The following is a 12741-nucleotide window of genomic DNA, read 5'->3' on the forward strand; positions in this document are numbered from 1 at the left end:
GCAGCTCGCGGAACCAGCTACTTAGTTCCCCGGCGCGACAGCCCTGAATCCCCGCGTTTACTAGCTGTCTGGCATGATAAAACTCGTGAGTTACATCGACGAGCTTTCCAAGTTGGCGCAGGCATACTCGATTTCGACGAGCTATACCTCGGCGACGGGTACGACAGTGGAGGCGGGCCCTGAGACGCTCACGGCGCTCCTTCACGCAATCGGCGTGACAGTAGGTGAAACCGAGGAAGAGTTGGTTTCCCAACAATTGGCTGCGGAGGAGGAACTGTTCTCGCGGCCTCTCCCCCGCTGCGTGGTTGCCCGGCAGGGTGATTCTCACTTCTTTACTGTCCACGTTCATCATGGCGCGTCTGCGCACGTGACCATCGCCACGGAGCAGGGCGAAGTGGTGGAGGCCGTGCAGGAGGAGAACTGGACGGATCCGCGCACCATCGGTGGGGTGTTGTGGGGTGAGGCGACTTTCTCCACCCCACGGGACCTGCCGCTTGGCTGGCACACGTTGCGGCTTGATTCGGAGAGTGTGCAGGCGGAGACTGGGCTGATCGTGGTGCCGGCACAGGTGCCCACCCCATCCCGCCAGCGCCACGGAGTCATGGCGCAGCTGTATTCGGTGCGCTCGGAACGCTCGTGGGGGATCGGTGATTTCCGCGATTTGGCCACGTTGGGCACCATCCTCGCGGAGGACGATGATGTGGATTTTCTGCTCATCAATCCGCTTCACGCCGCCCAGCCTGCCCCGCCGGTAGAGGATTCCCCGTACCTGCCTACCTCGCGTCGCTTCGTCAATCCGATTTATATATGTGTGGAGGATGTCCCCGAGTATTCGCTTGTCGACGACGCGACCCGCGCCGACATCGACGCCCTTGCCGCGGGCCTGCGAGCGACGAACACCACACCTGATCCGATCAAGCGCAACCCAATCTTTGACATCAAGCTGCAGGCGCTGCGCGAGCTGTTCTTCCACCGCGAACAGTCCGGACCCCGTCATGATATGTACCGCGCCTACTGCGAGGCCGAAGGCGACGGCCTCGACGAGTTCGCCCTCTGGTGCGGCCACCAGCTCGCACGCGCGGAGTGCACCGCGACCGGCGCCCACGCCGAGGAGGACGGTTTCCCCGAGGATGCAGAGTTCTACCGCTGGCTGCAGTTCATTTGCGACGAGCAGCTGGCCACGGCACAGAAGGCGCTGAAGGACGCGGGCATGGAGATCGGCATCATGAACGATCTCGCCGTCGGCGTGCACCCGAAGGGCGCGGATGCGGAAACGCTATCGGACATCCTCGCCCCGGAGGTGTCTGTCGGTGCCCCGCCGGATCCGTACAACGTGTTCGGCCAGGACTGGTCGCAGCCGCCGTGGAACCCGTACGCCCTCGCCGAGGCCGGGTACGCGCCGTTCCGCGACATGATTCGCACGGTCCTGCGCCACTCCGGTGCCCTGCGCATCGACCACATTCTGGGACTGTTCCGCCTGTTTTGGATTCCCCGTGGCGAGTCCGCGAAGCTCGGCACGTACATGAACTATGACTACAACGCCCTCGTCGGTGTCCTCGCCCTCGAGGCCACGCGCGCCGGTGCTGTTGTCATCGGCGAGGACATGGGCACGTTCGAGCCGTGGGTGCAGGATTATCTGGCGGAGCGGGGGCTGATGGGGACGTCGATCTTGTGGTTTGAGGGGTCGCCACATCATGAAGGCGCGCGTCGCCAAGACGAGTACCGTACTCTCGCTTTGACCAGCGGAACGACGCATGATCTGCCGCCGACAGCCGGCATGGTGGAAGGCGAGCACATCGCCCTGCGCGACCGACTGGGGCTCTTAGAAAACAGCTTTGAGGAGGAGGATGCCTCCGATTTTGCGTGGCAGAAGCAGATCTACGAGGTCGCGCTTGACCCGGAGTTCTACGCCTCCTTGGATCTGAGCGAGCGCCCCTCCGGGGATACGACGCTGGAGATTGTGCGCCAGTTGTCGGAGTTTGTCCGTGGCACGCCCTCGCTGCTCACGTGTACGGCGCTGGTGGATCTCACCGGCGACCGGCGGGCGCAGAACCAGCCGGGGACCGTCCGCAGCCAGTACCCCAACTGGTGCATCCCGCTCACCAATGAAAAGGGTGAGGCGGTGACGCTGGAAACGCTCCGTGACCAGCGTTACTACAAGGCGCTCGTGCTAGAGCGAGGTCACTAGCCAGGCGATGATGACAAAGGCGATGAGGCCCACGAGCGACCACGTGATAACCGTTGGGCCTCGCTTTCCCTTGTCTTTTTGAAAGTGCTCGGCTTTATTCACCTTTACGTATCCTCCTTGTCTTTTCACCATTAAACCACCTATAGGTTTTCGCGCCCAAAAAGTTGAGCGCCCGCTGCATGTACTCCGCGACGACGGCGCACAGCGGAACCACCACCCCCAGCACGATCGGCACCTGCAGCCACATGCTGGAGGAGGTAAGGGTTTGGGTGCACCAATCCAGCATTTACACAGCACCCATGAGGCCGCGGCGGGCAAGCAGCGGTGCCACGTCCTTATCGCGGCCGCGCAGCGTGCGGAACTGGCTGGTGTAGTCCTTGGAGGCGCCCGTGGACAGGATGAGATCGCGGAAGCGTTGCCCCGCCTCGCGGACGGTGGTGGCAGGCACGTCCTCTGCCCCTGCCGCACCGGTCTCGGTGAACCAGCTGAAGCCGTCGGCATCGAGTGCCTCCGCCCACAGGTACGAGTAGTAGCCGGCGGAGTAGCCGCCGGCGAAGATGTGCTGGAAGTAGGCTGTCTGGTAGCGGGGCGCAAGGTGGTCGACGGACAGGCCGTAGCTCTCCAGCGCGTTCGCCTCGAACTCGGCCACGGACTCCGGGGTGGCGGCGATCTTCTGCACCTCGTCGAGGGTAAGTGAGTGCCAGGCCAGGTCGACGATGGCGGCGCCGAGGTATTCGGCGGTGGCAAAGCCCTGGCCGAACAGGCGTGCCTTCTCGATGGCGTCGATAAGCCTGTCGGGGATGACCTCGCCGGTGGTGACGTGGTGGGCGTAGTGGCGGATGACGGCAGGGTCGAGCGCCCAGTTCTCGTTGATTTGGGAGGGGAACTCGACCCAGTCGCGGGGGACGTTCGTGCCGGAGAAGCTTGGGTACTTCACGTCCGAGAGGAGCCCGTGGAGGGCGTGGCCGAACTCGTGGAACAAGGTGGTGACCTCGTCCATGGTCAAGAGTGGCGTGGAGCCGTCGGTGGGCTTGGTGATGCTCAACACGTTGACTACCACGGGTTTTTCACCGGTGAGGTGGGCTTGGTCGTTGAAGCTGCTCATCCACGCGCCGCCGCGCTTTTCGGGGCGGGCGAAATAGTCGGTGATGATGAGGCCGATTCCGGTTCCGTCCTCTTCCTTCACCTCCCACACATCGGTGTCTGGGTTGTAGCCGTGGAGATCGTCGCGGTGGGTGACGGTGATGCCGTAGAGGCGGTTGGCGGCGTAGAAAACGCCGTCGCGGAGCACGCGGTCGAGCGGGAAGTATTCCTTGAGTTCCGCCTCGTCGAGGGCGTAGTCCCGCACCTTCACCCGGGACTCCCAGTAGGGCCAGTCGGCGCCGGTGACAGGCTCGTCGGCGGTGTCGACAAGCAGTTTAAACTCGCCGGCGGCGTTCGCGGAGGCGCTGGGCGCGAGATCGGCGAGGAGCGTGCGGGCAGCGTCGGCATCGTCGGCGGTCTCCACCTCGATGACGTAATCGGCGTGGGTGCGGTAGCCGAGGAGGCGGGCGCGCTCGGCGCGCAGCGTCGCCATGGTGACTGCCAGACGGAGGTTCTCCTCCCCTCCGCGCTTCTGGGACTCCTCGTAGAGCTTTGCACGGGAATCGTGGCGGGTGAGTTCGCGCTGCAGGGACTGGACCGTGGGCAGTTCCAGAGGAACGCGGTAGGTGTCGCCGGAGACGTGGTAGGACGCCACCTGATCGTCGGAAAGCCCCTCGAGCTCGGCGCGGGTGAACTCGACGGCGAGGTCCCGGGTGGTGGAGTTGAGCGTCTTGGAGAAGCGGTCGTCCAGCTCGGCGAGTTCGCGGTCAATGGCGGACAGTCGTTTTTTCCCGTTCGCCGACAGGCGGACGCCGGCGCGGGTGAAGCGGCGCAGGAGTTCCTTCTTCAGTCTCTCCCCCTCGGCCTCCGGCGGGGTGACCTGTTGGATCCGCTCGTAGAGCGCCTCGTTTTGGTAGATGGCGTTTTCGTGCTCGGCGAGGGCGGGGCTCATTTCGGCGACGATCGCCTCGCGGGTGTCGTTGGAGTCGGTACCCACCACGTTATAGATGTATGCGCAGACGCGGTCGAGGATCGCCCCGGAGCGCTCGAACGCCTCGACGGTGTTCTCCCAGGTGGCCTCCGGCTCGGCGAGGATCTCTTCGATCTCCTTATCATGAGCGGCCAGCCCCTCGCGGAAGGCAGGGAGGACGTGGGCGTCGGTGATCTCAGCAAACGGCGGCAGGTGATACGGCAGTGGTGATTCTTTTAGCAGTGGGTTCGTCATAAGATTCATGGTAGACGAGACATAGGAGGACACGTGGCACAAAGCGAACTAGTCATTGATACGCCCCACGGGCGGGCCTTTGGGGTGACGGAGGAAGAGGAGGTCGCCTTCTTCGAATCGATCCGTTTCGGGGCATCTCCTACCCCGTTTGGGGCCTCGGCGATCGTCCCCACGGAAGGGCCTGTCCCCCAGCCCGATCCGGAGAGTCCGCCGCACGAACTGTATCTGTCGGTGACGGGTCCCGCCCATGCCACTGCGGATTCTCACCTGCCGGTCATCGTGTTTGTGCACGGCGGGGGTTTTGAGGAGGGCACGCATATCGGCCCGTGGTATGGGGCGTCGTCGGCGGCGCGGGATGGCATCATCACGGTGTCGGTGGATTACCGCCTGGGTGTGCAGGGGTTTGTTCCGTTTTCTGCGGATCAGCCGAACCACTACCGGGGGATCGACGATGTGAATACGGCTCTGGAGTGGGTGCAGGATGCGATTGAGTCGTTCGGTGGTGATCCCACGAATGTCACGTTGTCTGGGCAGTCTGCTGGCGGGGCGATCGCTTTGTGGCTGGCCCGCCGCGATCATTATCGCGGGGCTTTTCGACGCCTGTGGGCACTGTCTCCTGCTTTCCCCCGGCACCCTGTGACGCTAAAGGAGGACACGATTCGGCGCAGCGTCGGCGGGGCTTTGACCGCAGGGCACTTCGATTCCCTGCGCCACGATGACATCGCCCGGTTGACCAAGAAGCTGCACCGCGCGTCCCACCTGGATCTCGCCTTCGGCCCGGCACCGTTTAAGCCGGAGGAGCTAGTGGAGATCCCGATTGTGATAGATACCTTAGAAAACGAGTGCTACGACATGCCTCCGGCGCCGTCTTTTGATCGGCTGCCGTTTACTGGCAAGGCGATTGAGACGCTCGCCCCCACATTGGGGCTTGCAACGCCTGAGCTGTACACCTCGTATGAGCCGAAGAAGCGGCGAATGCAGCAGCTCATGGGCGATTTCATGATTCGTCAGCACGCGGTGCGGGTGGCGGAGTGTGCGCCGGACACCACGTGGCTCTTGTCGTTTCATGGGAGGGGCGACGATGGTGTGGCCCACGCCGCGAAGCACTGCGCGGATTTGCCGATCTTCTTTGATTCTTTTGGAGATAATCCGGAGGAGGAGCAGCAGCGTGTGGGTGCGGATATTTCCGCGACCGTGGCTAGGGTTCATCCGGAGGTTCTCAGCTTTGCCACAGATGGCACGGTGAGCTGGCCTGCCTATGGTGAGTCTAAGAATGTTCTTAGCGTTGGTTTGTTTTCAGGAACTGCGGAGCTCGTCTCCGATCCCTTCACCCTAATCATGAGGGCGTTTCCGCAGGACTAGGGCAATAAAAAATCCCCGCAGCCTAGGCTGCGGGGAAAAGCTTTTGTTAGAAGTTGAAGCCTGCGATGGGGCCTGCTGCGGTGGTTGCAACACCGGCGATAGCGGCCAACCCCATGAGCGCTGCGATAGCTGCGATGACGCTCTCCAGCTCGCTGGTCAGACCGGACTTGTTGCCGAGGAAATCATCGTTCGTGTTGTGATCAGTGGGATCCGGGATGTTCCGCTCGACAACCGGGTGAACGGGATTTACGTTGATCGTCTCCTGCGCCATTGCAGGGGCTGCAAGCGATGCGAACGCGACAGCGGTGGAAGTAGCGATTGCTACGGCTGCTCGTTTCATTGTTTCTCCTTAGGCGCTGGGGCTTTCTTACTTAAAGCCTAGCTTAGACGGCACTTAAGATTCTGGCAAGCATTTTTTAAAAAGAGTTGCTTTTCTATATGTAACCTTGGAATCTTCCATATTAAGTCTTAAACTCAAGACACAAATAAAACGTGGGACACAGCGAGACTATTTGCTTTAGTGTGGAGATATGGCTGACAAAGATAACGCCGACTACGCTCTCACCCCCGACGGCCTGGTAAAAGAAACCAGTGCCCGCAATTTCCCGCAGGCCTCCCCCGCCCCGGGCGACCTGCCGTGGGAAAAATCCGATCCCGAGTGGTACAAGAGCGCCGTATTCTACGAAGTACTCGTTCGCGCCTTTTACGACTCCAACGGCGACGGCACCGGCGATCTTAAGGGACTCACAGAAAAGCTCGAGTACATTAAGTGGCTCGGCGTCGACTGCATTTGGCTGCCGCCGTTTTATGATTCCCCCCTGAGCGACGGCGGCTACGACATCCGCGACTTCCGGAGGATCCTGCCGGTATTTGGCACCGTCGATGACTTTGTCGCGCTTGTCGACGGGGCCCACAAGCTCGGGCTGCGCGTCATCACCGACATGGTGGTCAACCACACGAGCGACGAGCACCCCTGGTTCACCCAGTCCGTCGAGGATCCGGACGGCCCCTACGGCGACTTCTATGTCTGGAGTGACACCGACGATGCGTACTCCGATGCACGCATCATCTTCGTGGATACGGAGACCTCAAACTGGACCTACAACGAAAAGCGGGGACAGTATTATTGGCATCGCTTCTTCCACCACCAGCCGGATCTCAACTACGACAATCCCAAGGTCCAGGAGGCCATCCTCGATGCCATGCGTTTCTGGCTTGACCTGGGACTCGACGGCTTCCGCCTCGATGCCGTGCCTTACCTCTTCGAGCGGGAAGGCACGAACTGCGAAAACCTCCCCGAGACGCATGCCTTCCTGAAGCGTTGCCGGGCGATGATCGACGAGGAGTACCCGGGTCGCATCCTCTTGGCAGAGGCCAACCAGTGGCCCGTTGACGTCGTCGAGTACTTCGGCGAACCAACCGTCGGCGACGAGTGCCACATGTGTTTCCACTTCCCCGTCATGCCGCGCATTTTCATGGCTTCCCGGATGCAATCACGTGACCCGATCTCCTCCATCCTGCGTTCTACCCCGGTCATCCCGGATTCCGCACAGTGGGGCATCTTCCTGCGCAACCACGACGAGCTCACCTTGGAAATGGTGTCTGAGGACGAGCGGGCGTACATGTACCAGCAGTTCGCCTACGACCCCCGGATGAAGTCCAACGTGGGTATCCGGCGTCGCCTCGCCCCGCTGCTGGAAGGCGACCGAAACCAGCTGGAGCTATTCACCGCGCTGCTGCTTTCCCTGCCAGGGTCCCCCGTCTTGTACTACGGCGACGAGATCGGCATGGGCGACAATATTTGGCTCGGTGACCGCGATGGCGTGCGCACCCCCATGCAATGGTCACCGGACAGGAACGGCGGCTTCTCCTCCGCCGACCCGGAGAAGTTGTACGCTCCCGCGATCATGAATGCTGAGTTCGGCTACGGTGCCATCAACGTGGAGACGCAGCGCCGCCGCGAGTCGTCCCTCCTCAACTGGACGCGCTCCCTGATCCACATCCGCAAGCAGTACGATGCCTTTGGCAAGGGTGAATTTAAGGAACTGCCGTGCGACAATGTAACAGTGTTCAGTTTTGTGCTCACCCACGAGGACGAGACGATACTGTGCGTCAACAACTTGAGCTCCCGCCCGCAGCCCGCCCGGTTAGATCTGTCCGAGTTCGCCGGTGGCAGTGCCCGGGAGCTCACCGGCGGGGAAGAGTTCCCGCCTCTGACGGACTCCTGGACGCTCACCCTGCCCCCCTACGGATTCTTCTGGTTTGATATTTCATGATTAATACAGACACACTGACCACTGCACGTTTCTTCGCCACCAAGTCCGAACCCATCACGGGCGTGGAGATCCTCGGCGAGGCACCCCTCGCCCGCCCTGAGCTCATCAAGGGCAAGGATGCCCCGGGTACGCTCACCTTCGCACGCATCCACCGTGAGCAGGGCAGTGACCTGTACCAACTGGTCGTCGACAAGCAGGGAAACGACATCCTCGGGCAGGAGGACACCGCGTTCGCGGCGGGAAAACAGCTGTCCAACGGGTATGCGGCGGGGTCGGGTGTGCTGCACAAGCTCACCGACCCGGCGATGCCACCGGTGGAATCCGTGCGGCCGGTGGGTGAGCAATCCAACACCTCGTGGATCTACAACGACCGGGTCATCGTCAAATACTTCCGGCGCCTCACCCCGAGCCCCAACCCCGATATCGAGCTCCTGGAAGCGCTGACCGAAGCAGGGTGCACCCACATCGCTCCCCTGCGCGGCTGGACCACCGTTGAGCTTGAGGGGACGGAATACGTCACCGCCATGGTGCAAGACGTTGTGCCCGGCGAGGACGGCTACGATTTCGTCACCGCCCACCCCGATGACCTCGACGCAGCACCCCTCGGCGCCGCGATCCGCGACGTGCACACCCAGCTGGCCGCGACGTGCGGCACGGGCACCCTCGCCCCCGGCGAGCTCGCACGCAACCTCGATGCCCGCCTCGACGGCCTCCTCGCCCGTGCACCGCAGTTGTCCCGCTACGAGGACGATCTCCGTGCCCTCTACCGCAGTGTCGCCGACCGGACCATACCCACCCAGCGCATTCACGGCGACCTCCACCTGGGGCAGACGCTGACTGCCGATGGCACCTGGGTGCTCATCGATTTTGAGGGGGAGCCCGCAGCCAGCCTTGAGGAGCGCCGGCGTCTCGACTCACCGCTGCGCGACCTGGCGGGGATGATCCGCTCCTTCGGCTACGCTGCAGCCGCCAGTGGGAAGGACGACGGCTGGACCGAGGAGAAAGCAGCCGAGCTGCTGGGCAGCTACGGTGACGTGGATGCCGATGTCCTCCGCGCGTACATCGCGGATAAGTGCGCCTACGAGGTCGTGTACGAGAGGGAGAACCGGCCGGAGATGATCAGCGTGCCGGAAACCGCCCTCGCGCGGATCCTTGCCTGATCTCGCCCCTGCCTGATTTCGTTCCGGCCTCACCCCGTTTCGTCATCCCGCCTACACCCGGCGAACAAGTGCCGCGCGGAGCTCGTCGTGCGAGAGCTGCGCGCCGATCCACGAGCTGAACGCGAACGGGGTGGCCTGCACCCCGGCGATGAGCTGTTCCGCAGGAACCCACGTGAAGGCATCGACCTCGTCGGGGACGACCTCCACGTGCGCGTCCGGCGCCACCTGCGCGACGAACACCGGGCAGACCTCCCACTCCACTACCCCGTTGGAATCGGTCGCCCGGTACTCGAAGGTAGGGAGCACACACTCGATGGAGACGAAGTCCTCCCGCCGCATGCCGAGCTCCTCCGCGCCCCGCCGCACGAGCGCTTCTTCCGGTGTCTCCCCCGGACCGGGGTGCCCGCACATGGAGTTCGTCCACACACCGGGGAAGGTGAGCTTGCTCAGCGCCCGCCGGCTGACGAGGACGCGCCCCGCAGAATCAACGACGTAGCAGCTGAATGCGAGATGCAGCGGAGTCTTGTCGGTGTGGACGGTGGCCTTATCGGCAACGCCACACGGGGCCTTGGACGCATCGAGGAGCACGACCAGCTCTGGTTCGGTACGAGGAGTTGTCATGCCCCTAAGGGTACTTGGCCGGTGCTCCCACGAAATCACCTGGTGCTGTGGGACAATGGCACTATGCCCGCCCCGCTTGAAGCGCACCCGATTTTCCGCGCCAGAACACACGCCTCCGCCCAGATCGTCGCCCGTGAGGCGGCGGCGTTTTCCGTTCGTCTGGACGAGTTCAACTCAGACAACGCTGACTACGGCGGACGCACGGCGGAGATCGCCACGACGGGAACGCACCTGCGCTCCCTGCTCGTTCACTTGGGAGCCGATCGACCGACCAACGCCGACGACGGCAACGGCGGAGACGGAGGCGGAGACGCGGATGCCGTCTACGAACCGGATGCGCTTGTTGGTGCGGCCTTCGACCTCGTCCATACGGGACTGTGCATCATCGACGATGTCATCGATGCCGATCACAGCCGTCGCGGGCTGAAGACCATTCACGCCACCGCCGCCGGCATCGCCTCCCCCACCATCGGCACGCACGCGGCGGCGCACTATGGCAACTCCATCGCCGTCCTCATCGGGATGAGTTCCCTCAACGCTGCGACGTCCCTGGTGGCCAAGGCGGATATGGATCCGGAAAGACACGCCGGGTGATTGCCGAGCTCACCACCGCTGTGGACGACGCGATCATCGGTGAATTCATGGACGTCGAGCATTCTCTCCCCGGCCACGACCCCACCCCACGCCAGGTGGACAACGCGGCACTGCTCAAAACCTCTCCTTATAGCTTCGAGGCCCCGCTCGTCTGTGGGGCGCTCATCGCCGGCAGGCCGGTGGCGGTGTGTGACACGCTCCGGGTGGTCGCCCGCCACCTGGGGGCCGCTTTCCGGATGGCGAACGATCTTCGCGCCCTCACCGGCAACGGATTCGTGGGCGATATCCGCAACCACCGCACCACCCCGCTCATGGTGCTCGCCGAAAACTATCCCGCGTGGCCGAAAATCCACCTGGCGCTCAGCTCGATGCGCTTAGATGAGGCACGCACGCTCCTCGCCGATTCAGGGATCGTGGACGAGGCCCGTTCCATCGGCGAGAGCCACCTCGCCGCAGCGACAGACAAGGCCACTGCCGGTCACGTGTTCTCCGCACCAGCCACAGCAACCTTCTTGTACCTGTGCTCGCGCTTCCGCGCGCTCCTCCACCCCGATTATGTGAATTAGTAAGACCCGCAGCGAATCCTGCCGATGCTCACCCCGCACCCGAGAGAAAAGGAATCTACCGTGCCCGCCCCCGTCTCCGCCACATCCGCCCCTATCGTCGTCATTGGTGGTGGGGTAACCGGCCTCGCCACAGCGGGTCTGTGTGCTCGCGCGGGTTATTCGGTGACGCTCGTGGAAAAGCTCACTGGGTTGGGCGGGCGCGTCGGCACCTTCACCAGCGGCGATTACCGGTGGGATACGGGCCCCAGCTGGTGGCTCATGCCGGAGGCCTACGACCATTACTTTTCGCTCATGGGCACATCAACGGAGGCGGAGCTCGACCTCCATCGCCTCGACCCCGCGTACCGCGTGGTCACCGACAGTTTCCCCACCGTCGACGTGCGCACGGGCATGGAGAATGTGGTTGCTCTTGCTGAGTCGGTGGAGCGCGGCGCGGGCGAAAAGCTCCGCGCCTACCTGGAGGAGGCGAGCCTCACCTACCGGGTGGCGCTCACCACGTTCCTCTACACCACGTTCACCTCCATCAAGCCATTCCTGGACAGGGAGATCCTTACCCGCATTCCGCTTCTCATCCGGCTGCTCACCCGCAGCCTGAAGGACGATGTGGAGTCCCAATTCAACAACCCGATTCTGCGGATGCTGCTGGAGTACCCCGCCGTCTTTGTGGCCACGCGACCCGACCGCGCGCCGAGCATGTACAAGCTCCTCAGTCACACCGACCTCATCGCCGGCGTGGCTTACCCCCAGGGTGGCTACTATCAGCTCATCAGGAAGATGGCGGAGCTCGCCACCGCTAGCGGCGCGACGCTGCGCACCGGCTGTACCGTCACCCGCATCCTCACGGAGGACGCAACGGTCACGGGTGTTCGGGTGACCCACGACGGCACAGAGGAGACGATCCCGGCGGCGATCGTTGTTTCCACCGCAGATCTCCACCACACGGAGACGTCTCTCCTCCCCCGCCGGTTGCGCTCGGTCCGCTCCTGGTCGCGGAAGGACCCGGGGATCAGTTCGATCGTCGCGCTCCTCGGCGTCGCCGATCCGCTGCCGACGCTTGCTCACCACACTCTTTCGCTTTCCGACGATTGGTCGCCCGACTTTGCTGCTATCTCCGGCAAGCGTCCGGGACAGGAGTTTTCGCGCAGCGTCTACGTGTGCAAGGCCAGCGCCACCGATCCGACGCTGGCCCCGGAGGGGCATTCCAACATCTTCATCCTCATCCCGACGGTCGCTGATCCGCACATCGGCCGGGGCTCCGCCTACAATGATGCGCCCAGCCCACGGGTGGAGGACATCGTGGATGAGGTGATCGACGTCGTCGCCCGGCGCGCGGATGCCCCGGCGTTGAAGACCAAGGTGGAAAAGCGGTTTACCATCGGACCGGCGGATTTCGCCCAGCGCTATAACTCGTGGCAGGCCTCCTCCATTGGCTTGGCGCACACGCTGTGGCAGTCCGCATTCCTCCGTGGCTCCAACGCCTCGTCCAAAGTCGCCGGCCTGTACTTTGCGGGTGGAACGACGGTTCCCGGTGTCGGTGTTCCACTGTGCCTCATTTCTGCCGAGAATGTGCTCAAGCGCCTGCGCGGAGATTCCACATCCGGTCCCCTGCCCTACGCGTAAGGGGGCAAAGAAAAACCCCCACCGGTGCAGACCGTGGGGGACGAGA

General features: G+C 63.2%; 11 protein-coding genes. 7 read left to right on the plus strand and 4 right to left on the minus strand.

Annotated features, from left to right (window positions below):
* Positions 1–85: 85 nt before the first annotated feature.
* Positions 86–2188: a 4-alpha-glucanotransferase gene (malQ, locus tag CGLUCO_RS09255; protein ID WP_196793916.1), complete on the plus strand. Its 2103-nt coding sequence runs from the start codon at positions 86–88 to the stop codon at positions 2186–2188.
* A 94-nt stretch (positions 2189–2282) separates the two neighbouring features.
* Here malQ and CGLUCO_RS09260 read toward each other — a convergent pair whose 3' ends face one another.
* Both CGLUCO_RS09260 and CGLUCO_RS09265 read right to left on the minus strand, forming a co-directional pair.
* Entirely contained in the window at positions 2283–2435 is a 153-nt protein-coding gene (locus CGLUCO_RS09260; RefSeq protein ID WP_301386947.1) for a hypothetical protein, read from the minus strand.
* Between the two features lie 39 nt (positions 2436–2474).
* Complete coding sequence (locus tag CGLUCO_RS09265) at positions 2475–4505, minus strand: M3 family metallopeptidase (protein ID WP_084036852.1); 2031 nt, start codon at positions 4503–4505, stop codon at positions 2475–2477.
* Between the two features lie 24 nt (positions 4506–4529).
* Between CGLUCO_RS09265 and CGLUCO_RS09270 the strand changes: the two genes are divergently transcribed.
* The gene (locus tag CGLUCO_RS09270) at positions 4530–5858 is read left to right on the plus strand and encodes a carboxylesterase family protein (RefSeq protein ID WP_005389269.1); all 1329 of its coding nucleotides are present in this window, start codon (positions 4530–4532) and stop codon (positions 5856–5858) included.
* A gap of 46 nt (positions 5859–5904) precedes the next feature.
* On the opposite strand, the gene CGLUCO_RS09275 is transcribed toward CGLUCO_RS09270, so the two are convergent.
* On the minus strand, positions 5905–6198 hold the full coding sequence (locus tag CGLUCO_RS09275) for a hypothetical protein (protein WP_084036770.1): 294 nt from the start codon (positions 6196–6198) through the stop codon (positions 5905–5907).
* Between the two features lie 190 nt (positions 6199–6388).
* Between CGLUCO_RS09275 and treS the strand changes: the two genes are divergently transcribed.
* A complete protein-coding gene (treS, locus tag CGLUCO_RS09280) occupies positions 6389–8134 on the plus strand; it encodes a maltose alpha-D-glucosyltransferase (protein WP_084036768.1) in 1746 nt (581 codons plus the stop codon).
* Entirely contained in the window at positions 8131–9294 is a 1164-nt protein-coding gene (locus tag CGLUCO_RS09285; protein ID WP_070740044.1) for a phosphotransferase, read from the plus strand. The genes treS and CGLUCO_RS09285 overlap by 4 nt, the downstream gene beginning before the upstream one ends.
* 51 nt (positions 9295–9345) lie before the next feature.
* On the opposite strand, the gene idi is transcribed toward CGLUCO_RS09285, so the two are convergent.
* Positions 9346–9915, minus strand: a complete 570-nt coding sequence (gene idi, locus CGLUCO_RS09290) for an isopentenyl-diphosphate Delta-isomerase (RefSeq protein WP_005389264.1) — start codon at positions 9913–9915, stop codon at positions 9346–9348.
* 63 nt (positions 9916–9978) lie between these two features.
* Between idi and CGLUCO_RS09295 the strand changes: the two genes are divergently transcribed.
* The 3 genes from CGLUCO_RS09295 to crtI are packed head-to-tail and all read left to right on the plus strand — an operon-like array spanning position 9979 to position 12695.
* Positions 9979–10509, plus strand: coding sequence for a polyprenyl synthetase family protein (locus CGLUCO_RS09295; protein ID WP_260322400.1), 531 nt, complete (start codon positions 9979–9981; stop codon positions 10507–10509).
* Complete coding sequence (locus CGLUCO_RS09300; RefSeq protein WP_268753258.1) at positions 10506–11075, plus strand: polyprenyl synthetase family protein; 570 nt, start codon at positions 10506–10508, stop codon at positions 11073–11075. The genes CGLUCO_RS09295 and CGLUCO_RS09300 overlap by 4 nt, the downstream gene beginning before the upstream one ends.
* 24 nt (positions 11076–11099) lie before the next feature.
* On the plus strand, positions 11100–12695 hold the full coding sequence (gene crtI / locus CGLUCO_RS09305; protein WP_005389262.1) for a phytoene desaturase family protein: 1596 nt from the start codon (positions 11100–11102) through the stop codon (positions 12693–12695).
* The last annotated feature ends 46 nt before the right edge of the window (positions 12696–12741 follow it).

The sequence above is a fragment of the Corynebacterium glucuronolyticum DSM 44120 genome (genome assembly GCF_030440595.1).
GTDB lineage: Bacteria > Actinomycetota > Actinomycetes > Mycobacteriales > Mycobacteriaceae > Corynebacterium > Corynebacterium glucuronolyticum.